Origin of the sequence: Shewanella avicenniae (genome assembly GCF_017354945.1) — a bacterium.
GTDB classification, from domain to species: domain Bacteria; phylum Pseudomonadota; class Gammaproteobacteria; order Enterobacterales; family Shewanellaceae; genus Shewanella; species Shewanella avicenniae.
The window spans coordinates 302,424-323,164 of sequence record NZ_CP071503.1; the positions used below are offsets into that span (position 1 = coordinate 302,424).

Sequence of the window (20,741 nt, forward strand, 5' to 3'; positions counted from 1 at the left end):
AACCGTCTCTTACGAACTTTTCAGGTAAAAGTGGCGGTACAACCATTCGCCGCCGGCCAATGTACCTATCAGCAGATAAGCAATTAAGCCATTGTAAAGTGTCCAAGTCTCAATGCTGCTCCATAACGCAGTGTACAGCGCTGCAGCGCCATTGAGCACAAATAAACCGCACCACAGCAGGGTCACCTTGCATAAATAGGGGCGGGCGCTGTCGGGCAAATCGGGTTCAGTGATACGCGCCAACCGCTCGACCATACAAGGCGTGCGCCACAACGAACCGCCAAACAGCACCAGCATGGCACCGTTGATCACCAGCGGATAAAACAGCAGCCAATCTTGCTGTTTGGCGATAGCGCTGCCAAGCGTTAGTGCTAAGCCGAGCACGATAGGTGCAATCAGCGCCTTCACCTGTTGTTTTTGCAGCATTAACCGCAGTAACAGTAAGGCGGCTAACAGCATGGCGACACTATTGGCTGGCAGATACTGCAAGCCAAAATACACTGCAAACGGATAACCCAGCAGTACGACTATGGTCAGCGTTTGCAGTATAGCGGCCATTATTCCTGAACCAATTGCTCGATGGCGTTGACGACATCGCCAACCGTACGCACGCTCTTAAAGGCTTCTGGTTGGATCTTTTTGCCGGTAATCTGCTGCAACTTGATCACCAAGTCGACCGCGTCGATGCTGTCTAGATCCAGATCTTGGTACAAGGACGCTTCTTCGCTAATATCGTCGGCATCAATTTCAAATTCGTCTTGCAGAATACGACTCAGCATCTGCAGTATCTGTTCACGATTTTGCATCATGTCTCTCACGCACGTTGTGATTCAATAAACTTGGCTAAACTGGCCACGCTGTAAAAATAGTCGCGGGTCGCAGCGGAGTTGGCTTCCAGCTTGACGTCAAACTGCTTTTTAATCGCCAACCCCAATTCAAGGGCGTCGATAGAGTCCAACCCAAGGCCTTCACCAAACAGGGGTGCGTCAGTTTCGATGTCTTCAACCGTCACATCCTCGAGGTCGAGACTATCGATAATCAACTGCTTAATTTCGTTATGTAAGCTCATAGTGTTCATTTAGTTGTTGTCGGTAATAAAATTCAAGATCGCGCGTAAGTTGCCGCGCCTGCTTAGCGTGTGTGTCATCATCTGTTAAGCCAGCGGCAGTTACCGGCGCGCCGGTCAGCACCTGCATCTCAATGGTGCGGTGTGGAATGGCGTACCACGGATCTTGCTTGGTTAACCCTGCATTGTGCACTTTTAGCACCACGGGTAACACGGGCGCAGCGCAGCGTAGGGCGATATTAGCAGCACCGCGGGCAAAGTCATTAATTACTGTGCCTTTTTGTGTGCGCGTCCCCTCAGGGAAAATCACTAAATTGGTGCCGCGTTGTAGCACCTGTTGGCAGTCTTGGAGCAATAGCTCTGCCGCGCGATTAGGAATATAGCCAGCAGCGGATAGCACGCCGCGCATAAACGGATTACGCCAAAGCCCCTGTTTGACGATGCAGCCTGCGTTTGGCATCAGGCTGATAAGCACAACCACATCAATCAATGTCGGGTGATTAGCGATCACCACCATGCTCTCAGCATTGCGTAGTTGTTCGCGGCAGCGAGCACTAACCTTGACCACTTTGGCCGCGGTAAGCATTTTTACAAAACCGCGAAACATCACATGTACCGCTTTTTGTACCCGCTTAATCCGCTGTTCTGGCGTGCCAGGCCAGTATTTGAGCAGTGGCAGCACAGTGACTGAACTTAACAGTCCGCCCACGCCAAAGGCGATATAACAGGCAATTCCTGCTAACCAGCGCAATGGATAAAGGCTAACCATGCGTTGCTCCGGCTGATAGCTGCCAATGCTGCAAGCCGATTTGTCCTTGAATCGATTGTTGATCGGCGAGCGCCTGAAGCAGTTGGCCATAACAGAGTCGTGGTAGATCAGCGCCGGCTGTCGGTGTAGTTTCAATCGTCAGTGCTACCGAGTCTGCTGTGGCTCGTGGGCTGAGTAACAGCGCCAACGCCAATGGATATTCCAGCTCATCGGTATATTGGTCATAGATGGGGGGTACTGGGTCGTCGCCATAAACTAACAGTAACGGCGCATCCTTGGTTGCGAGTTGGCTGTAAGCTTCGACCATCGCTTGAGCGAGAGTTTCACGGCCAGCGGCAATCGAGGTGGAGGCTTGTTGGTTACCGCAGACAATGCCGAATAGGCCACTGGCTGTATTGTGCACGGATTGACTAAAAGCCGTGGGTGAAAGCGGCTGTTGAGCGATGATATCTTCGAGTAACCCTATGGTGCGGTTGAGTTCGCCATGACGCGAAGCGAACACTGAGCGACATTGTGCCGGGGCTTGAGTGTCAAATGCGACATGCAACATCATTTTGCTGAGTCGACTATAACGACGGCGCTGCATGGCGGGTACTTGAGTGAGTGCTGGCGCGCTGGCATCGAGCGATTCGGTCTCACTCGCTTTTTGCCAGTGTTGCCAATTTTCACGCTGTGGATAGGCGGGTGACCAAGCACTCCAAGATACAATATTGAACTGTAACAGCACTGCTAACCTCGTCGCTTAACATCATCCATGAGGACAAAAATTAACATCTCTTACGATGTTGTCACTGATATTTACGCTCAGTGAGTGTCAGCTCCCAATGGCTGCACGGTTCAGAAGGGTTATTCTACAATGGTTGGCAAGGCGGTTTGAAGCCATTTTGTTAACGGCGCGTGTGACCGTTAACAAAATGGACAATCGATTTGAATGAGCGATTAACCTGTTATCAATTCATCGTTTCTAGCAGTCGACGCAGCACTTTTTTGACCTTGCGGGTGTTGTCTGGCCCCATGCGGATCAACAGTTTTTGCGCGCTTGGTAGCGCTTCTAACTTGGGATCAACAAACTGATAATTGACGCTGATGGTATAAAGCTCAATCGGCTGCTCAATCACGGGGGTGGCCAACAACTCCTGCATTGCTTCTCGCAAGCGGGCGTCGAAGCTCATATCGGGATAGCCAAGTTCAGCAAAAGCTTGTTCAAGCAGTGGTGACAAGCGTTTGTAGGTAGTGAGCAGTTGCTTATCATCCAACTTGCTGAGGAATTCGGCATAGACATCATAGCGATGGTAACTATCTGGATTAAGATAGGTTTTATTGGTGATGTCGGTAACGCTAAAGCTTTGTTCAGGCGCTTTTAACGGGCTTGTTTTGCGGGCTAATTGGCCTTGAGCGATGTTATCCACAAACACCACAAATTGGCGCACCATGTCGCTGTCGTTCAGCAGCGCATTGATTGCCATACCGTTGGCGATTTCAATCACTTTATCATGCACATAGCTGTCGCTTTCGTTGAGTACCGGCAATGGTTCGGCCTTAGGGGCTTCAGCAACAGGTGCCTCGACAGGTGTCGCTTCAGGCGTTGGCGCAGGTGTCACTTCGGGCTCTGGCACATTGGCTTCGGTCACCAAAGGTTGCGCGGGGGCCGGTTCCGGCAATGCCACTTCAGTACGTGCGTGTGGCTCAGGTTCGGTATCGTCGCTACTCCAGAAATAGTAGCCAGCGCCAACAGCAATTAACAGCACCACGGTGACAACCCAACCAGTATTGGCTGGGCTATTAGACTGAGCTTGCGGTGCAATTCTGTCTTCTTCGTTGACTTGCATATATATCCTTTAATTAAACGCAATAAGCCTCGTGTGACACGAAGCTTCCATTCTGCAAATATTGATTTTGTTGTCTAGCGGCCTGCGGCCCATAGCCCATATTTATTTCTGATCTGGGAGCTTGCTTGGTCGATTATGGTTGTTTGATATTTAACCATGCCTGAACAAACTTGACGTGTTGCGACGGACTATGCCTGCACATATTGTTGCCTATCTCCCAACCAGCGCTCAATGATGGCATCGACATTTTCGGGTACCTGCTGCATCACATGTAGCGCCAGTTTTTGAATATGGGGGATCAGGGCTTGGTCGCGTACCAAATCGGCCACTTTCATATCGGCCAAGCCGGTTTGCCTTGTACCTAACACTTCACCTGGGCCGCGGATCTCCAAATCTTGTTGAGCGATAACAAAACCATCGTTGCTTTCGCGCAGTACCCCAAGCCGTTTCGTGGCTGTTTTGGACAGCGGCGCTTGGTAAAGCAACACGCAATGGCTGGCAACAGCGCCACGACCAACCCGACCCCGCAGTTGGTGCAATTGAGCAAGGCCGAGTCGTTCAGGGTTTTCGATAATCATCAAACTGGCGTTGGGCACATCTACGCCCACTTCAATCACAGTGGTGGCGACCAGCAGATTCAGCTCACCTTTTTTAAAGCGTTCCATCACCGCTTGTTTGTCGGCACTTTTCATACGGCCGTGCACCAAGCCAATGTTTAATTCGGGCAAGGCTTCGCTCAGCTCTTGATAGGTATCTTCCGCGGCTTGGCATTGCAGCACTTCTGATTCGTCAATCAAGGTGCACACCCAATAGGCTTGGCGGCCATCTTCTAAAGCGGCTGAACGCACCCGATCGATAATATCCTGCCGGCGCGAATTGGCGATGGCGACTGTGGTGACTGGGGTGCGCCCGGGCGGCAGTTCGTCAATGATCGAGGTATCGAGGTCTGCGTAAGCAGTCATGGCTAAAGTGCGTGGGATTGGCGTTGCGGTCATGATCAACTGATGCGGATAAAAACCTTGCTGAATGCCTTTCTCACGTAGCCCTAAACGTTGATGGACCCCGAATCTGTGTTGCTCGTCGATGATAATTAACGCCAGCCGGTGAAACTGCACTTGCTCTTGAAAAATTGCGTGAGTACCAATCACCATTTGGGCACGGCCTTCACGAATATCTTCGAGTGATTGTTCTCGCGCTTTGCCTTTGAGCTTGCCAGCAAGCCAACCCACTTTAAGCCCGAGCGGGGTAAACCAGTTGCTGAAATTCAACGCGTGCTGCTCGGCCAGTAGCTCCGTTGGCGCCATCATCGCTACTTGATAGCCATTTTCAATCGCTTGCAAGGCGGCCATTGCCGCCACCAAGGTTTTTCCTGAGCCTACATCACCTTGCACCAAGCGCATCATCGGATGCGGTTGGCTTATATCTTGGCCAATATCGGCCACAACCCGCTGCTGTGCACCAGTTGGGCTAAACGGCAGCGAGGCTAAAAATGGCGTCAGCAGTTGCCCAGTAGATTTAAGGCTCACTGCTTTATCGCGTTCACTACGTTGCCGCAGCTTTAACATGCTGAGGTTATGTGCCAGCAGTTCCTCTTGCACCAGCCGTTGCTGGGCAGGGTGAGTGCCTTGCAGTAATTCAAACTGGTCGATGCTCGCCGGAGGTCGATGCATGATGCGAATTGCTTGCGCCAAACTCAGTTGATTCGGGCGCAACGCCGGCGGCAACAGTTCGGTGAGCGCACCTTCTTGCAATAGTTTCAGCGCTTGTTCGGTCAACTTCATCCAGCTGGCTTGTCTAAGCCCTTCGGTAGTCGGATAAACCGGTGTCAACGAATCGGTCAATTTGGCTGGCTCATCTGCCTTTAAGATTTTGTACTCGGGATGGATGATCTCTGCATGCTGACTGCCGCGGCGGATTTCACCATAAGCGCGGATCTGCAACCCCTGCTGCATGCTGTTGCGCTGTGCAGCGGAGAAATTGAAAAAACGTAAGGTGAGCGTGCCAGTTGCATCACGCACATTGCACACCAACATACGTTTGCGACCATTGATGATTTGGGTTGATTGAATCTCAGCTTCAATGGTGCCGTAATCGCCTAAATTGAGTTCCGCAATCGGATAGATGCGGGTGCGGTCTTCGTAGCGCAGCGGTAGGTGGAACAGCAGATCCTGTACTGAATGAATCCCCAACTTGTTCAGCTTTTCTGCCATTTTGGCAGCGACGCCGGTCAGTTGGTTGATGGGAAGTTGATCCAGCCGTTGCAAGGTCTGATTACCGAATTACTGTGGATTTATACATATAGTAGCAGACCGAGCGGCTTTGACAATGGTGCATTTTTCAACCACCGTCAAAGCCTTAGCGAAAATTGGCTGTTAAGCCGCCGCGTGTGTGACGAGGTAAGCCATGTAGCCGATATAGCCAGCCAGCAATGCGCAGCCCTCTTTGCGGCCGATGCGCATATTGCTCATCGCAAAAGGCAGCACCAAGATGGCCAAAATTAGCATGACGGCAAAATCCAAGAGGCTAAAACCGCTAGCCGCAACTGGATGCACCAATGCGGTTACACCTAAAATACAAAGAATATTGAAGATATTTGAACCCACGACATTCCCAATGGCGATATCGCTTTGACCTTTAAGCGCTGCGACCACAGAAGTCACTAGCTCCGGCATGCTGGTGCCAATTGCAATAATGGTCAGGCCGATTACGGCTTCGCTTATGCCAAATGCGCGCGCCATTTCAACTGCGCCATCTACAAACAGCACTCCACCGCCAACTAAGCAGCCGATCCCCGCCACAATCAGCAGACCCGATAACCAAGGGTTGCTTGGACCTGCTTCAATCTCTTCAGCATCTTCATCACTAGAGATACGGTAGCTATGCCACAAGAATGCCAGCAGCAAGGCGAACAGCACCACGCCATCAATCCACCCCAAGCCGCCATCAATAAGCAGCAGCAATAGCAGCACTGACGAGCCAATCATCAGTGGGATATCACGTTTTACGGTTTGAGATTGCACGCCAATAGGGCGAATGATTGCGGTGAGCGCCAAAATCAGGCCGATGTTGGCGATGTTAGAGCCAATCACATTCCCTAGGGCAATCCCAGAATTGCCCGAGAGCGCCGATTTTACGCTTACCGCTAACTCTGGCGCACTGGTGCCAAAGGCAACAATGGTGAGACCGATGACCAGTGGGGTTACGCCAAGCTTTAAGGCGATTGCACTGGCACCGCGGACAAGTAATTCGGCACCTGCAGTTAAAATCACAAAGCCGCCGAGAATGGCCAAAATAATGAATGTCATAACAGCTTCCGCAAGTCTTATCAGGCTTGAATGGGATCTACTGCACTGCACCCATTGGCGAGCAGTAGCTGGTTAAAGTGCGCTATTGTGACATATTGTGTCAGAAAGATCCCAGTTTTAGCTGGGATCTTTTATGCGGGATTAGAGCTCATCTTCCCAAACGACTTTGGCACCGCGTACACCTTCAACTTTGCTGGCGTAGCGTTTTTCGAGCACGTGGCGTTTGATTTTAAGGGTCGGGGTTAACGCATCATTTTCGATGGTCCACGGCGCTGTTACTACCACAATGGCATCGACCGCTTCATGAGATTCAAGATTCGGGTTAATACTGTCGAGGGTCTCTTTGAGTGATGTTCTAACTTCCTCTCTGGCTTGCAATGCAGCGCCTTCGGCCAACTGCACTAAGGCAACCGGATGCGGTAGCCCCGAACCTATGACGCAAATCAGTTCAACATGAGGATCTTGTGCTAACTTGCGCTCAATCGGTACTGGCGCCACATATTTACCTTTCGCGGTTTTAAAGTTGTCTTTCACGCGGCCAGTAATGCTGACGCAGCCATCGCTATCCACCTCGCACAAATCGCCGGTTTTAAAGTAGCCTTCAGCATCAAACGCAGCGGCGGTGGCTTCGGGGGCTTGATAGTATTCCCGCATCAAGCCCGGGCTTTTCACCAGCAGTTCACCCTCGGGTGTTTGCTTGATTTGGCAACCGAGGATTGGTTTACCCACAGTTCCGATTTTACTGGCATCAAATGGATGGTTGATGATCGAATAGGCACAGTTTTCGGTCATGCCCCAAGCTTCACAAATATCGAGGCCGATGCTGTGATACCACTCCACCAACGAAGGCGGGATCGGTGCCGAACCTGAACCGAGCAGCCGTACTTTATCCAAGCCCAAACCTTGATGGATTTTGCGTTTGACCAGCCAACCCAGCAGTGGGATTTTGAGTAAGGTTTGCAGCTTTTTGTAGCTACCGACTTTCTCAATAATGTTTTTCTGGAATAGTGTCCACAGTCGCGGCACCGAGAAAAATACCGTTGGCCGCATCCGCTGCACATCGACTACAAAGGTTTCGAGACTTTCAACAAAGGCGACGGGGCAACCGGCGTAGAACGACGAGCCTTCAATCGCGACCCGTTCGGTGATATGTGCCAGTGGCAAATAGGAGATCAGCCGGTCATTGTGGTCGGCTTTGAGATCGCGCACCACCGCCTTGCAAGTCCAGCTATAAGCACCAAAGGTTTGCACCGCGCCTTTCGGCTTGCCGGTTGAGCCTGAGGTGTAGATCAGCGTCATGACCTGATCTTCTCTGGGCGATTCGACCTCTTTCAGTGGCGCGCCAAGATTCAGCAGTTGCAGCCATTGATATTGCGCGGGCATGGTCTCGTACGGCATCGCTAAGCGCAGAATATCGCCGCCGACACCGGGCTCTTGGTCGGGCCAATGATCTAACTTGCCAACAAAAATCGCTTTCGCGCCACTGTGTTCCAGCACGTAGCGAATGGTGTCGGAATTCGCCGTTGGGTAGATGGGCACACTGATGTAACCGCCGTACATCAGCGCTAAATCTGTGATAAACCATTCGGCGCAGTTTTTTGATAGCAGCGCGATTTTATCGCCGGCATTGTAACCGAGATGGCGTAATGCCCCAGCAATCTGCTGCACTGCGCTATACACCTGTTGAAAGGTGTAGTCTTTGTATTGACCTCGAACCGGCTGGCGGAGGTAGATCTCATTACCTTGAGTAGATGCCCATTGACTCAACATATCGACCGGACTGCGGTAACTAGATGCCATAGGCGAGCCCCTTTTTTAAATTGTTATTGAGAGAAGTTAGCTGACTGACAGCATTCCCCCACAGCATGCTATCCGCCAAGAACGTTCTGTTTTTAATCAACAAAAGTTCTTCACCAAGTATGGAAGCCCAGCGCTTAGGCTGCAAATATTTATCGTGGTTTGTTCAGCTTGGAAGAGATAAAGCGGTGGGTTTGGGGCTGGATAAAAACAAAAATGGACACCGAAGTGCCCATTCTTTATTGCATCGCGTGCAGCTTACAGTGCGGCAATCGCATCCATTTCAACCTGAACATCTTTTGGCAATTGCTTAACGCCAATCGCTGCGCGGGCTGGATATGGTTGGCTGAAGTAGCGGCCCATCACTTCGTTCACTTTGGCAAAGTTGGCCAAGTCGGTCATGAAGATATTTAACTTCACGATGTCGGCCAGCGAACCACCGGCAGCTTCACACACCGCTTTGAGGTTTTCAAACACTTGCACCACTTGGGTTTCAAAGTCTTCCCCGGCGACTTCCATAGTGGCGGGCACTAATGGGATTTGACCAGAGAGGTACAAGGTTGAGCCAACTTGCACCGCTTGTGAGTAGGTACCGATAGCGGCGGGGGCTTTGTCAGTGACGATAATTTTTTTGTCTGCCATAACGCACGATTTCCTTGTTATTACCTGTTTCGAGAGATGCGCAGCACTTCAGGCAATACCCGAATGCGACGCATCACATTAGCCAGATGTACACGGTCGCTTACTGAAATCCGCAAATGGATCAGATAGACACGGCCATCGCGTTCTTCTGTACTGATATTGGAAATGTTGGAGCCTTCAGCTGCAATGATGCTGGTGACTTTAGCCAATACCCCTTGATGGTTCACAATCTCGATGCGAATGTTGGCTTGGTATTCCGCGCCTTCAACAGTATCCCATTGCACCGGAATATATTTATCGGGCTCTGCTTGGTAACCACGAATGTTGGCGCAGTTTTCCATATGCACCACCAAGCCTTTACCAGGGCTGACATAGGCGACGACCGCATCACCGGGGATCGGGCGACAGCAGTTACCAAAGGTGACCAACATGCCTTCGGCACCGCGAATTGGCATCAGTTTGCTGTCATCATCGCTGTTACGCTTAGGATCGAGGTTTTCGCCTTTTAAACGCTGCGCAATTAACAAGCCCATGGCATTGCCGAGTCCGATATCTGCCAGCAGGCCATCAAAGGTCTCATGCTTGGTATCTTTCACCACGCGAGCAATCTGCTCTTCGGTAAAGCTTTCCAGTTTGGTGTCGCCTAATGCATGGTTGAGCAAGCGTCTGCCCAGTGCGACCGCTTCATCCTGCTTGAGGAACTTAAGCACTTGGCGGATTTTGCCGCGTGCTTTACCGGTAACCACAAAGTTAAGCCAAGCGGCATTCGGCTTAGCGCCTTTAGCAGTGATGATCTCAACGGTTTGGCCAGAAATTAGCGGTTGACTCAGTGGATACGCTTGACGATTTACCCTTGCTCCCACGCAGGTATTGCCGACATCGGTATGCACTTCATAAGCAAAGTCGACCGGTGTTGCGCCCACGGGCAATTCAAGAATACGGCCATCAGGCGTGAACACGTATATTTCATGCGGGAATAGCTCGGTTTTAACGCTTTCCACAAATTCAAATGATGACGAGGCGCTTTGTTGCAGCTCCAGCAAGCTTTGCATCCACTTACGGGCACGCACTTGGGTGGTGGTGCTACCTGAGGCTTCACCGTTTTTATACATCCAGTGTGCTGCCACCCCTTTATCCGCCATTTGATCCATATCTTCGGTACGGATTTGCACTTCAACAGGCACGCCGCGCGGCCCAATCAAAGATGTATGCAGTGACTGATAGCCGTTGGCTTTGGGAATGGCAATATAATCTTTAAACCGCAGTGGCCGCGGCTTATACAAACCGTGCATGATACCGAGCACGCGATAACAAGTATCTATGCTGTCCACTATGATGCGAAACGCGTAGATATCCAGCACATCTTCAAACTTCACGTCTTTCTGACGCATCTTGTTGTAGATGGAAAACAGGTTTTTCTCGCGCCCAGTAACTCGGCACGCCACTTTGGTTTCTTCTAAGCGACTGCGGATGCCGTTTTCAATGCTTTGAATAACTTCTTTGCGATTACCACTGGCGGTGCGCACTACCTCTTTGAGGACGCGATAACGCATGGGGTAATAGGCTTGAAAACCTAAGTCTTCCAGCTCAGTTTTGATATTGTGAATACCAAGACGGTTGGCAATCGGTGCGTAAATTTCCAGTGTCTCACGGGCAATCCGGCGACGTTTATCTGGACGCAAAGCGCCAAGGGTACGCATGTTATGGGTGCGGTCAGCCAGCTTGATCAAAATGACGCGAATATCTTGCGTCATGGCCAGCATCATTTTGCGAAAGTTTTCTGCTTGCGCTTCTTTCTTATCGCGAAACTTAATTTTATCGAGCTTAGATACCCCTTCCACCAACAAGGCCACTGATTCGCCAAACAGGTTGGCAAGGTCTTCTTGGGTAACATGGGTATCTTCAATGGTGTCGTGCAGCAGCGCTGCCATCAGCGTCTCATGATCGAGACGCATATCGGCAAGTATGTGTGCTACAGCTACCGGATGGGTGATATAGGGTTCACCACTCGTACGCATCTGCCCTTCATGGGCATCACGCGCCACCTGATAGGCCTGCTTGAGTAATTCAACCTGTTCCGGCGCTAAATAGGCGGTAGCGGCTTCTCTCAGACCTTCAAACAGATACAAGTGGTACTACTCCCGATATCGTGAACCTTATAGAGAAGAAGAGTTGTGGCCTTCAGCGATTGCCGCAACCGCTGCGATTTCAGCAGCTTCACGCTCACGAACGCTTTGGCGCTCATCAGCTTCTAAAGTCTGAGCGTTAACCAGACCCAGTTCGATTTCACGCAGTGCGATCACTGTTGGCTTGTCATTTTCTTCTTCAACAAGCGGATCTTTGCCTTGAACAGCGATCTGACGTGCGCGACGTGCTGCAACCATGATCATGTCAAAACGGTTGCCGATCTGTTTAACGGCGTCTTCTACAGTTACGCGAGCCATGTGTTGGAACTCCAATGTGTTCGGTGAAAAAATGACGCAAAAGTGTACACGATGACTGTCACTCTGCCAATAGACCCTTAAGCATATCACTGTGGGTGATTGTTTGACTAGCTTGTGTGAGTCGTTGACTGCGGATTATTGCCCGCAGATCAGTTAACGCGATTTCGAAATCGTCGTTAACGATCACGAAATCATATTCATTGTAATGTGACATCTCGGATACCGCCTTATCCATTCGGGCAGCAATTACTTCGGCGCTGTCCTGACCACGGCCAGTCAAACGGCGTTGTAGCTCGTCACGCGATGGTGGCAGGATAAAGATGCCAATGGCTTCTGGCATCTGCTGTTTAATCTGCTGGGCGCCTTGCCAGTCGATATCCAAAAACACATCAATCCCTTGTGCCAGCGTCTGTTCAATCACGCGGCGCGAGGTGCCATAGTAGTTGCCAAATACTTCGGCCCATTCAAAAAAGGCTTCGTCAGCAATCAACTGTTTGAATTCTTCCACGGCGACAAAGTGGTAATGTTGGCCGTTAACTTCGCCCGGACGAGGTTGGCGAGTGGTATGAGAGACCGATACCTGCATATCCGCAGGCTTATCGCCCAGCAGTGCCGAGATCAGCGAAGATTTTCCCGCGCCACTTGGAGCGGAGACAATAAACAGGTTTCCACGACTACTCATAGTTACTCAGTCTGCGTCAGCGGCCAGCAATGGCCAGAGCGAAAAATAGGGGCGATATTATAGTGCGCTGCGCAATAGTGCGCCAGTACCGCTGACAATTGCACGTAAATTCGTTAGGCTTGCCCAGATTTTCAAGCGAAGCAGAGTTACAGAGAGGACATCGTGTTGTTGAGATCGCTTATCTGTTTGAAAGGGTATGACCAAGGGCTGCGCCATCTGGCGATTAGTCTGGCAGTGTATTTGCTGATTATACTGCTTTGGGGCATTTCGATGAGTGGCGGCTTTGCGGCTGTGGTTGCGATAGTTCTTCTGCCGATTCTGCTTGCTTCTGCGTGGCGTCGTGTGCGCGATGCCGCCTGGCCACCGCTGATGACGGCGGTGGTGGTATTGCCGTGGCTGTTAATGTTGTCGGTCACATTGACCAGCACCACCGGCACTGTGCTTTACTGCGCGCTGATATTTGCTGCATTACTGCACGCTGGTTTGGCGTATCTTCCGAATGCGGTAGCCCAAGGCGCGCGTTCTCAACGCCATTATGTGCAGGGCTATTGCGGTCCGGTAGCGCTAGTTACTGCTAAAAGCATTCAACGCGTTGAACCGACGATTGGTGGTGCGAGTACAGTGGTAATCGATGATGACACTAATGTTAGCGGATTCAACCAAGCACATGTCTCGGTCGATATTGACCCTGCTGGCGATGATAGCGTCGCGCAGTTACAGCAAAATCTGCAAGCCCTGGGGCAATGGCTGATGCGCTATCGTATCGCTGCATTGGGTAGTGTGTTGCTGTTACTGGTGTTGAGCAGCATTGTGGGCTGGTGGTTAAGTCGTGAAGATGCCCCAGCAACACAATTGCCGGAGCAGCCAAGCGTTACCGCTGAAACACAGGTCGCGCGTGAAGTGGTCAAAATGCCTGATAATTTTAGTCTGATGCTTGAAGGCGATAAGTTGATCCTGCAGTGGCTGGGTGATACCGATCAGCAAGGTCAGATGTGGCAACTGGCGATAGCTGCCGGTGACAAGCGTTGCGCTGAAATTGTGTTTAATGACGGCTCCCGCTACCGACCGATGCAGGTTGATGTTGTGGCGAATGGCGCAGTAGAAGCCAGCTTTAGTCCGCTCGATACAACCGCGATTGTAAATGATGTGGCGATGCGTGGCAGCTTTACATTGTGTGGTTATGAGTTTGGCCTCAAAGGTAGCCAAGCTGCATTGCAGTCGAACGCCAGTTTTAGCCGATTATTGAAATAGAGTGATATATCCGCCATGTTGACCGATGTGCAGCAAATCCAACAAAAAATATTGCCACATTATCTGCCTGAGTCGCAGTTGGCTTGTGCTGCGTTGACGGTTGTACCGCTAGGTAATGGCCACATCAATCAGACGTGGTTAGTGCGCACCATGCAGCAGGCGTTTGTGCTGCAGCAGATTAATACCCAGGTCTTTCCAGCGCCTTGGGCGGTGGTCGAAAATGCGGATCTGATAGCACGTCATCTGCAGCAACAGCAGCAAGTAGGCAGCTACGCACTGCAAATCACCACGCCTGTTCGTACGCTGGACAATGCCCTAGCTGTCGACGATGCCGAACTTGGTTTTTGGCGCGCAATATCGTGTATCTCTGATAGTCACAGTATTGAGCAGATGCGCAATCCCGAACAAGCGCGGCAAACGGCGTTTGCTTTTGGCAGCTTTGCGGCGGCAATGGCGGAATTTGATGCCAAGCAACTGCAAGAAACCATTGGTGATTTTCGTAATTTAGCCGCGCGGATGCGGCTGCTAACGCAACAAATTCAGCGCGATAGCCATCATCGGGTGGCGGATTGTCAGCAATGGCTGGATTTTGCCTTTTCGCAGCAGCACGTGTTGGCTGAAGTGGCGGAGATAGAAGCCAAACTGCCGCTACGCACCTGCCATAACGACACCAAAATTAACAACTTGCTGTTTGATACTCGCCAGCAACCCAGAGCGGTGGTGGATTTAGATACCTGCATGTCAGGCTATTTAATGTATGACTTCGGCGATATGGTACGTAGCTGTTGTGCTTCGGTCGCCGAGGATTCTACCTGCCTCAACGATATCAACCTTTTGCCCGACTACTTTGCCGCCATCAGCCAAGGCTGGTTACAGGCGTTAGCGCCCATGATGACCCACGTAGAGCGCGACAGTCTGTGGTTGGGAGTGAAGGTGGTGACACTGATGTTGGCGGTGCGCTTTCTCACCGATTATCTTGCCGGAGATTGTTATTTTCGTATTAGCCATGATGGTCATAATCTCGAACGTGCCATTAATCAATTTACCCTCTACCAACGCTTGTTGGAGCAAGAGTCGCAACTGCAGACGCTCATTTGTAGTTGATGAGCGCGGATTGAAAAATCGCTAACGTAATCGCTGGTTGATAAGTTTTTATGCAAAACTGGCGATTAAAAAATCGTATAAACCGATAAAAGATTGAATAACTTGGTGTGATTGATAGTCTAGAGACAGATTTTACACGGAGTTAACAATATGACGTTTGCTGAAGCGACCTCCGCGTTCGCCGCTTATGCCTGGGGCCCACACATGCTGTTTTTGCTGGTGGGCGGCGGGCTTTTTTTCCTGTTTTATTCTGGTTTTGCGCCATTTCGTTACCTAAAACACGCTATCAATATTCTGCGGGGTAAATATGATGAACCCAATGCGGAAGGGCAGATCAGCCATCTCGGGGCTTTGTCGAGTGCCATGGCGGGTACGGTCGGGATGGGCAATATTGGCGGTGTAGCCTTGGCGATGGTTGCCGGCGGACCGGGCGCGATATTTTGGATGTGGGTCAGTGCGATTGTGGGCATGGCGACCAAATTCTTTACTTGTACCTTAGCGATTATGTATCGCGGTCATGACGATCAAGGCGTGGTACGCGGTGGCCCAATGTATATCATCACCGAAGGTTTAGGCCCAAAATGGAAACCACTGGCAGTGTTCTTTGCGGTGGTGGGGATGATGGGCAACTTTCCGTTATTCAACACCAATCAGCTGGTGACCATTGTAAAAGAGTGGGTGGTGTTAGGGCCTGATAACATGGGCACTGGTGGCGCGTCAGACCACTTTTGGCTGCAGCTCGGCCTTGGTGCCATCATCATGGTGGTAGTGGGCAGCGTGGTGCTTGGTGGTATTACGCGAATTGCGGCGGTTGCCACTAAAGCGGTGCCGACCATGATTGTGATTTATGTTGGCTGTGCTGTGTATGTAATCGGTTCGCATATCGAGCAAGTGCCCGGTTATTTAGCCCAGATTGTGACCGATGCTTTCTCGATGAAATCTGTCGCAGGTGGCATTCTCGGTACCTTATTGATTGGGGTAAAGCGCGCGGCATTTTCCAATGAAGCGGGGATCGGCACTGAAGTGATGGCGCACGGCAGTGCGAAAACTGCCCAGCCGGTCAAAGAGGGCTTGGTGGCCATGTTAGGCCCTGCGATTGATACCCTACTAGTGTGTACGGCAACGGCGCTGATTATTCTGATCTCTGGCGTATGGCAACAAGGTGGCGTCGATGGCATCAGCCTGTCGAGCCGCGCCTTTGAGGAAACTATGCCGGGTGTCGGCCCTTACCTGCTGCTGTTGTGCGTGGTGTTCTTTGCGATTACCACCATCATCACCCAAGCATTTTATGGCAGTCAGTGTTTCCGCTTCCTGTGTGGCAGCCGTTATGTGCCCTTGTATCAAAGCTTCTTTTTGCTAACAATTTTGTTTGCGGCAACGACCAGTTTGAACAATGTCGTCAATCTGATTGATGGGGCTTATGCCTTGATGGCGATACCGACGATGATTTCTGCGGTATTATTGGCTCCTAAGGTAAAAGTGGCCGCTAAGCAATATTTTGCCAGCTTGAAACAGCAATGAGCGATTAGCAAAGTTATGGAGGACGGGTGAACGCACATTACAGCCAGTTTGATTGGATCGTATTTGATGCTGATGAAACGCTGTTCCATTTTGATGCGCTACGTGGCTTGCAGCTGACCTTTGCTGCCTACGGTTTTGACTTCTCCCATGCTGAATTTGACCGCTATAAAGCGGTCAATATTGCCCTATGGCAGGCCTATGAACGGGGTGAGGTGGTTGCCGCAGAAGTGCAAGTGCAACGGTTTGAATATTGGGGAAATTTGCTGAACCAACCCCCAATGAGTTTGAATCAGCACTATCTACGCACCATGGGCGAAATCTGCGAGATGCTGCCTGGTGCCGCCTCGTTACTGACCCGTTTAGCCGGTAAAGTGAGACTTGGGATTATCACCAACGGTTTTGCTTCACTGCAGCCGGTGCGACTAGAGCGGATGGGCATTACCGATATTATTGATTTGCTGGTGGTGTCTGAGCTGGTTGGGGTGGCTAAACCGGAGCAGGGCATCTTCGACTACGCGCTAAAGCAAATGGGCGATGTCGCAGCCGAGCGCGTGTTAATGGTGGGCGATAATCTCTATACCGATATTAAAGGCGGCAACAATGCAGGGATGAAGACTTGCTGGCTCAATAATGGTAATTACCCGCTACCCGATGATGTAGCGCCGACTTGGGTTGTGCCGAGTATGCACCATCTCGAGCGGTTGCTGTTTCCGGTAGAAGATTGATACCGATTTGTGCCTCTTCCTTATGTAAAAAATCATGTAAAAAGTCATGCACAAAATCAAAAGCCCCATACATCTGATGGGGCTTTTGGTATTTGGCGCTAGCAGTTAGACAGCGATATTAGCCGCCAGACTTTTGTGCTTCAGTGTACTGCATTTTCTGATGGTCTTGACCCATCGCCGCAGCAACTTCTGGTGGCATGTAGTTTTCATCATGCTTTGCCAGTACTTCGGTCGCTTCCAGTTGGCCTGGACCCACCAAAACACCTTGTGCAACAACGCCTTGCCCTTCGCGGAACAAGTCTGGCAGCAAGTCATCAAAAGTCACCGTAACTTGGCCGCCTGCTGCATCATGTACATTAAAGCTAATGTGCAGACTCTTAGGATCGCGCACCAATGAACCTTCAGTCACCATACCGCCGATACGGATACGATCGCCCACTTTTGGCTTAACACCGGTATCCACTTTACCGTTAACGATTTCAGATGGGGTGTAAAACAGGTTCAAGTTAGAGTTCAGTGCGTACAGCAACAGTGAAGCCACTGCGGCAACCCCAACAACTAATGTGCTTGCGAGCACTAATCTCTTTTTGCGTCTTGCGTTCATTCTTTCGCACTCCGATGTTGTGCCAAACGTTGCTCACGCTTAGCTTTAGCCGCAATCTCTTTTAAGACTCGACCTTTGCGAGTCATGGTAAAACCGATCAAAATTGCCAGTGCGCCGTAGGCGACACCGTAAGACAGCCAGACATAAAAGCCATAGCCACCCATATTGAAAAAGTCAGAAACAGACTGAAATTGTGCTTGCATCATTTTGCTCCCTCAGCCAATGCCAGATCTCTAACCCATGGACGCATACCATTACGGGCTAAGATTTCAGCGCGGAAACGAATCAAACTTAACGCGCCAATCATGACGCCAAAGCCAAGAATGTTAATCACTAATGGCACTAACATATCCGGCGGCATGGCCGTTTTACCGGTCATCTTGATTGAGCCTTGATGCAGCGAATTCCACCAATCAACTGAATATTTGATAATTGGAATATTAATAACACCTACTATAGATAAAATACCAGCAGCGCGTGAGGCTAAAACCTTATCTTCGAACGAAGCATAGAGCGAGATCACACCTAGGTAGAGAAATAGCAGTACTAACTCAGATGTTAGGCGTGCATCCCACACCCACCAAGTGCCCCACATTGGCTTGCCCCAGGTAGAGCCAGTAACCAACGCAATGAAGGTAATCACTGCACCAACGGGCGCAATCGACGCTGCCATCCAGTCGGCTAATTTGATTTGCCACACCAAACCAATAAACGCCGCGATCGCCATGCCTACATAAGCTGACATTGACATAGACGCTGCTGGTACGTGCACAAAGATGATGCGATAACTATCACCTTGCTGATAATCGGTAGGTGAAAATACCATGCCCCAAGTTGTGCCAGTTAACAGCATAAGGATGGCAAGAATAGACAGCCAAGGAATAAATTTCCCTGCTAACCGATAAGCCCGTTGCGGCTCAGCATAAGGATGCAACCATTTCCACATATTAGTTAGTACTCACACGTAAAGAGGCACCAATTGCAAACGGTGCCAACACCAAAGAACCGACCAGTAGCGCAGCGATAATTGCCAACTGACCATCGTAAGGCTGATTCGACGCAGCAAATTCAATCGCACCAGTAGCGAAAATCAACACTGGAATATAAAGCGGCAGGATCAACAAACTCAGCAATACGCCGCCTTTGCGTAATCCCACGGTTAATGCCACCCCAATTGCACCCAATAAACTCAAAATGGGGGTACCGAGCAGCAGGGTTTGGATCAGCGCAGGATAGGCACTGTCTTCCATGTGCAGCAGCACCGCCAATAAAGGGGCAATGATAATCAGCGGTAAACCGGTTAACAGCCAATGTGCCAGCACCTTAGCTAACACCAGCAGCTGCAGCGGCTGCGGGCTAAGCAGCATTTGCTCTAGGCTGCCATCGTTATAATCGGCCTTAAATAGACGTTCAAGGGAGAGCATTGACGCTAACAGCGCCGCTACCCAAATCACCCCAGGTGCAACGCGGCTGAGGATTTTCGCCTCGGAGCCAATCCCCAGCGGGAATAGCGTTACTACGATGATAAAAAACAGCAATGGGTTAAAGATGTCGCCGCGATGACGCACGGCAATTTTTAAATCCCGCATGAGCAGGGTTAGGAATGCCTGGGTAAAACTGATGCCTCTTTTCATTCGTTCCCTGCTCTATACAAACCGATATTCCAAGCGGATTTTGCGTAACCGCTCTTCTGAAATAATGCCCATATCTTGGTGCGTGGTGACGATGACACAGCCACCATTATCGGCATGTTGCAAAAATAACTGTTCCAATTCGGCCACGCCGCGCTTATCGATAGCGGTAAAGGGCTCATCGAGGATCCAGATCCGGCTATTGGTATGCCACAGCCTTGCCAACGCCGTGCGACGATGCTGACCTGCAGACAAATGACCTGCTAACGCGTCCTCAAAACCGGTTAAATTGACGTTGCTGAGAATATCGCGCGCATCAAACTGGTCGTAACCGCTCACTCGTAGATTAAAGTAGAGGTTTTCTTCCGCAGTTAGTTCACTTTTTACGCCAGCTAAATGACCGAGATACAACAGATCTTCATTGAACTCATCACGACAGCGAGTGATCGCCTCATCGAGATAAAGCACCTCACCCGCATATGGACGGGACAGCCCTGCAAGAATACGCAATAAGCTGGTTTTACCGGCACCGTTCGGTCCTTCGATTTGTACTATGTCACCGCTGTTAATGGTAAAGCTCAGTTCATCAAACAGAATTCGCTCTTCACGAATACAGGTGAGACCACTGGCTGACAGCAATGCTATGGAGTCTTGTTTTGTCACTTAACCCTCGATAAAACACGCACTTTAGGAAACGCGATAATCCTAACATAAAGCTATTTTGCCGTTTACAAATATGGCCAACGAAGTTTCAGCAATGCGATGTGCTTCCAATAAAAAATAACTTTTCTGAACTTATTGTTAAGTTAATCATACATTAGACTCTTCTTTATCTTTAGATGGTAAGTGATAGCAGCATGAGAGCTGGCTCACAAAAAGATGTGTTGTCATGCGGAATTGTTGTACGCTAAAGCGGCAATGGAAGCGTTCTACACAATTTACTGTGTAGGTAAGCTATGTGAACTCAAGCTAGGAATAACAGTAATGAAAAAGATGTGCGTGATAGCCGTCGTCGCGGCCAGTTTATTCTCTCTCTCAAGTTACGCTGCCGACGGTCAGGCGGTGTACAACAAATCTTGTATGTTCTGCCATGCCAGTGGCGTTGGTGGCGCACCACGTGCCCATGACGAAGCTGCCTGGAAATCGCTGATGGACAAAGGTATGCCCGCGTTGCTCAAATCAGTAAAAGAAGGCAAAGGTAATATGCCGGCCAACGCCATGTGCAGCAGCTGCAGCGAAGACGACTTTAAAGCATCTATCGACTTTATGGCGAAAAAGAAAAGCTGATCTTTTTGATGGAGTGATGCTCATAAAGACAAAAACCGGCCAAGTGCCGGTTTTTGTTTGGGAGCTCTCAATTAGCGGAGTAAA

23 protein-coding genes are annotated in these 20,741 nt (G+C 50.3%); 5 read left to right on the top strand and 18 right to left on the bottom strand.

The features are described from left to right. Window positions 1-9 precede the first annotated feature (9 nt). From JYB87_RS01330 to gmk, 13 genes are all read right to left on the bottom strand, one after another. Window positions 10-558, bottom strand: coding sequence for a COG4648 family protein (locus tag JYB87_RS01330; protein WP_207355135.1), 549 nt, complete (start codon window positions 556-558; stop codon window positions 10-12). Then, a complete protein-coding gene (locus JYB87_RS01335; protein ID WP_207356567.1) occupies window positions 558-806 on the bottom strand; it encodes an acyl carrier protein in 249 nt (82 codons plus the stop codon). The genes JYB87_RS01330 and JYB87_RS01335 overlap by 1 nt, the downstream gene beginning before the upstream one ends. 8 nt (window positions 807-814) lie before the next feature. Next, window positions 815-1,069, bottom strand: coding sequence for a phosphopantetheine-binding protein (locus JYB87_RS01340; protein ID WP_207355136.1), 255 nt, complete (start codon window positions 1,067-1,069; stop codon window positions 815-817). After that, window positions 1,056-1,835, bottom strand: a complete 780-nt coding sequence (locus tag JYB87_RS01345; RefSeq protein ID WP_228729923.1) for a lysophospholipid acyltransferase family protein — start codon at window positions 1,833-1,835, stop codon at window positions 1,056-1,058. Before JYB87_RS01345 ends, JYB87_RS01340 begins: the two co-directional genes overlap by 14 nt. Continuing rightward, on the bottom strand, window positions 1,828-2,562 hold the full coding sequence (locus tag JYB87_RS01350) for a beta-ketoacyl synthase chain length factor (protein ID WP_207355138.1): 735 nt from the start codon (window positions 2,560-2,562) through the stop codon (window positions 1,828-1,830). The genes JYB87_RS01345 and JYB87_RS01350 overlap by 8 nt, the downstream gene beginning before the upstream one ends. A 223-nt stretch (window positions 2,563-2,785) precedes the next feature. Next, window positions 2,786-3,664 carry a DUF3014 domain-containing protein gene (locus JYB87_RS01355; RefSeq protein ID WP_207355139.1) on the bottom strand — a complete coding sequence of 293 codons (879 nt, stop codon included), beginning with the start codon at window positions 3,662-3,664 and terminating at the stop codon, window positions 2,786-2,788. A gap of 188 nt (window positions 3,665-3,852) precedes the next feature. After that, window positions 3,853-5,928 carry an ATP-dependent DNA helicase RecG gene (gene recG / locus JYB87_RS01360; protein WP_207355140.1) on the bottom strand — a complete coding sequence of 692 codons (2,076 nt, stop codon included), beginning with the start codon at window positions 5,926-5,928 and terminating at the stop codon, window positions 3,853-3,855. Window positions 5,929-6,036: 108 nt separating this feature from the next. Continuing rightward, window positions 6,037-6,969: a calcium/sodium antiporter gene (locus JYB87_RS01365; protein WP_207355141.1), complete on the bottom strand. Its 933-nt coding sequence runs from the start codon at window positions 6,967-6,969 to the stop codon at window positions 6,037-6,039. A 141-nt stretch (window positions 6,970-7,110) separates the two neighbouring features. Then, window positions 7,111-8,769 (bottom strand): AMP-binding protein, encoded by a 1,659-nt coding sequence (locus JYB87_RS01370; protein WP_207355142.1) that lies wholly within the window; start codon window positions 8,767-8,769, stop codon window positions 7,111-7,113. Window positions 8,770-9,024: 255 nt separating this feature from the next. Beyond that, entirely contained in the window at window positions 9,025-9,408 is a 384-nt protein-coding gene (locus JYB87_RS01375) for a RidA family protein (RefSeq protein ID WP_207355143.1), read from the bottom strand. 20 nt (window positions 9,409-9,428) lie between these two features. Further along, complete coding sequence (spoT, locus tag JYB87_RS01380; protein ID WP_207355144.1) at window positions 9,429-11,537, bottom strand: bifunctional GTP diphosphokinase/guanosine-3',5'-bis pyrophosphate 3'-pyrophosphohydrolase; 2,109 nt, start codon at window positions 11,535-11,537, stop codon at window positions 9,429-9,431. Between the two features lie 27 nt (window positions 11,538-11,564). Continuing rightward, complete coding sequence (gene rpoZ / locus JYB87_RS01385) at window positions 11,565-11,852, bottom strand: DNA-directed RNA polymerase subunit omega (protein WP_207355145.1); 288 nt, start codon at window positions 11,850-11,852, stop codon at window positions 11,565-11,567. Window positions 11,853-11,910: 58 nt separating this feature from the next. Next, window positions 11,911-12,534, bottom strand: coding sequence for a guanylate kinase (gene gmk, locus JYB87_RS01390; RefSeq protein WP_207355146.1), 624 nt, complete (start codon window positions 12,532-12,534; stop codon window positions 11,911-11,913). Between the two features lie 165 nt (window positions 12,535-12,699). Here gmk and JYB87_RS01395 point away from each other — a divergent pair, with 165 nt between their 5' ends. The 4 genes from JYB87_RS01395 (at window position 12,700) to yjjG (ending at window position 17,135) form a co-directional block, all read left to right on the top strand. Next, on the top strand, window positions 12,700-13,785 hold the full coding sequence (locus tag JYB87_RS01395; protein WP_207355147.1) for a hypothetical protein: 1,086 nt from the start codon (window positions 12,700-12,702) through the stop codon (window positions 13,783-13,785). Window positions 13,786-13,800: 15 nt separating this feature from the next. Then, a complete protein-coding gene (locus tag JYB87_RS01400) occupies window positions 13,801-14,889 on the top strand; it encodes a phosphotransferase enzyme family protein (RefSeq protein WP_207355148.1) in 1,089 nt (362 codons plus the stop codon). Window positions 14,890-15,039: 150 nt separating this feature from the next. Next, window positions 15,040-16,410, top strand: a complete 1,371-nt coding sequence (locus tag JYB87_RS01405; RefSeq protein WP_207355149.1) for an alanine/glycine:cation symporter family protein — start codon at window positions 15,040-15,042, stop codon at window positions 16,408-16,410. 26 nt (window positions 16,411-16,436) lie between these two features. Beyond that, window positions 16,437-17,135: a pyrimidine 5'-nucleotidase gene (gene yjjG, locus JYB87_RS01410; RefSeq protein ID WP_207355150.1), complete on the top strand. Its 699-nt coding sequence runs from the start codon at window positions 16,437-16,439 to the stop codon at window positions 17,133-17,135. Between the two features lie 118 nt (window positions 17,136-17,253). Here yjjG and ccmE read toward each other — a convergent pair whose 3' ends face one another. From ccmE to ccmA, 5 genes are read right to left on the bottom strand one after another with little or no spacing between them, the layout of a single operon-like run. After that, window positions 17,254-17,739 carry a cytochrome c maturation protein CcmE gene (gene ccmE, locus JYB87_RS01415; RefSeq protein ID WP_207355151.1) on the bottom strand — a complete coding sequence of 162 codons (486 nt, stop codon included), beginning with the start codon at window positions 17,737-17,739 and terminating at the stop codon, window positions 17,254-17,256. After that, window positions 17,736-17,945, bottom strand: a complete 210-nt coding sequence (ccmD, locus tag JYB87_RS01420) for a heme exporter protein CcmD (protein WP_228729924.1) — start codon at window positions 17,943-17,945, stop codon at window positions 17,736-17,738. The genes ccmE and ccmD overlap by 4 nt, the downstream gene beginning before the upstream one ends. Further along, on the bottom strand, window positions 17,942-18,685 hold the full coding sequence (locus tag JYB87_RS01425) for a heme ABC transporter permease (RefSeq protein ID WP_207355152.1): 744 nt from the start codon (window positions 18,683-18,685) through the stop codon (window positions 17,942-17,944). Before JYB87_RS01425 ends, ccmD begins: the two co-directional genes overlap by 4 nt. A gap of 1 nt (window position 18,686) precedes the next feature. Beyond that, window positions 18,687-19,373, bottom strand: coding sequence for a heme exporter protein CcmB (gene ccmB / locus JYB87_RS01430; protein ID WP_207355153.1), 687 nt, complete (start codon window positions 19,371-19,373; stop codon window positions 18,687-18,689). 12 nt (window positions 19,374-19,385) lie between these two features. Continuing rightward, complete coding sequence (ccmA, locus tag JYB87_RS01435; protein ID WP_207355154.1) at window positions 19,386-20,033, bottom strand: cytochrome c biogenesis heme-transporting ATPase CcmA; 648 nt, start codon at window positions 20,031-20,033, stop codon at window positions 19,386-19,388. Window positions 20,034-20,354: 321 nt separating this feature from the next. Between ccmA and JYB87_RS01440 the strand changes: the two genes are divergently transcribed. After that, complete coding sequence (locus JYB87_RS01440) at window positions 20,355-20,657, top strand: c-type cytochrome (protein WP_207355155.1); 303 nt, start codon at window positions 20,355-20,357, stop codon at window positions 20,655-20,657. Window positions 20,658-20,741 lie beyond the last annotated feature (84 nt).

What these genes read in the sequence shown, in the direction of transcription:
- JYB87_RS01330 (WP_207355135.1), bottom strand. Translation starts at nt 558, where the DNA reads ATGGCCGCTATACTGCAAACGCTGACCATAGTCGTACTGCTGGGTTAT.
- JYB87_RS01335 (WP_207356567.1), bottom strand. Translation starts at nt 806, where the DNA reads ATGCAAAATCGTGAACAGATACTGCAGATGCTGAGTCGTATTCTGCAA.
- JYB87_RS01340 (WP_207355136.1), bottom strand. Translation starts at nt 1,069, where the DNA reads ATGAGCTTACATAACGAAATTAAGCAGTTGATTATCGATAGTCTCGAC.
- JYB87_RS01345 (WP_228729923.1), bottom strand. Translation starts at nt 1,835, where the DNA reads ATGGTTAGCCTTTATCCATTGCGCTGGTTAGCAGGAATTGCCTGTTAT.
- JYB87_RS01355 (WP_207355139.1), bottom strand. Translation starts at nt 3,664, where the DNA reads ATGCAAGTCAACGAAGAAGACAGAATTGCACCGCAAGCTCAGTCTAAT.
- JYB87_RS01365 (WP_207355141.1), bottom strand. Translation starts at nt 6,969, where the DNA reads ATGACATTCATTATTTTGGCCATTCTCGGCGGCTTTGTGATTTTAACT.
- JYB87_RS01370 (WP_207355142.1), bottom strand. Translation starts at nt 8,769, where the DNA reads ATGGCATCTAGTTACCGCAGTCCGGTCGATATGTTGAGTCAATGGGCA.
- JYB87_RS01375 (WP_207355143.1), bottom strand. Translation starts at nt 9,408, where the DNA reads ATGGCAGACAAAAAAATTATCGTCACTGACAAAGCCCCCGCCGCTATC.
- rpoZ (WP_207355145.1), bottom strand. Translation starts at nt 11,852, where the DNA reads ATGGCTCGCGTAACTGTAGAAGACGCCGTTAAACAGATCGGCAACCGT.
- gmk (WP_207355146.1), bottom strand. Translation starts at nt 12,534, where the DNA reads ATGAGTAGTCGTGGAAACCTGTTTATTGTCTCCGCTCCAAGTGGCGCG.
- JYB87_RS01400 (WP_207355148.1), top strand. Translation starts at nt 13,801, where the DNA reads ATGTTGACCGATGTGCAGCAAATCCAACAAAAAATATTGCCACATTAT.
- JYB87_RS01405 (WP_207355149.1), top strand. Translation starts at nt 15,040, where the DNA reads ATGACGTTTGCTGAAGCGACCTCCGCGTTCGCCGCTTATGCCTGGGGC.
- ccmE (WP_207355151.1), bottom strand. Translation starts at nt 17,739, where the DNA reads ATGAACGCAAGACGCAAAAAGAGATTAGTGCTCGCAAGCACATTAGTT.
- ccmD (WP_228729924.1), bottom strand. Translation starts at nt 17,945, where the DNA reads ATGATGCAAGCACAATTTCAGTCTGTTTCTGACTTTTTCAATATGGGT.
- JYB87_RS01425 (WP_207355152.1), bottom strand. Translation starts at nt 18,685, where the DNA reads ATGTGGAAATGGTTGCATCCTTATGCTGAGCCGCAACGGGCTTATCGG.
- ccmB (WP_207355153.1), bottom strand. Translation starts at nt 19,373, where the DNA reads ATGAAAAGAGGCATCAGTTTTACCCAGGCATTCCTAACCCTGCTCATG.
- JYB87_RS01440 (WP_207355155.1), top strand. Translation starts at nt 20,355, where the DNA reads ATGAAAAAGATGTGCGTGATAGCCGTCGTCGCGGCCAGTTTATTCTCT.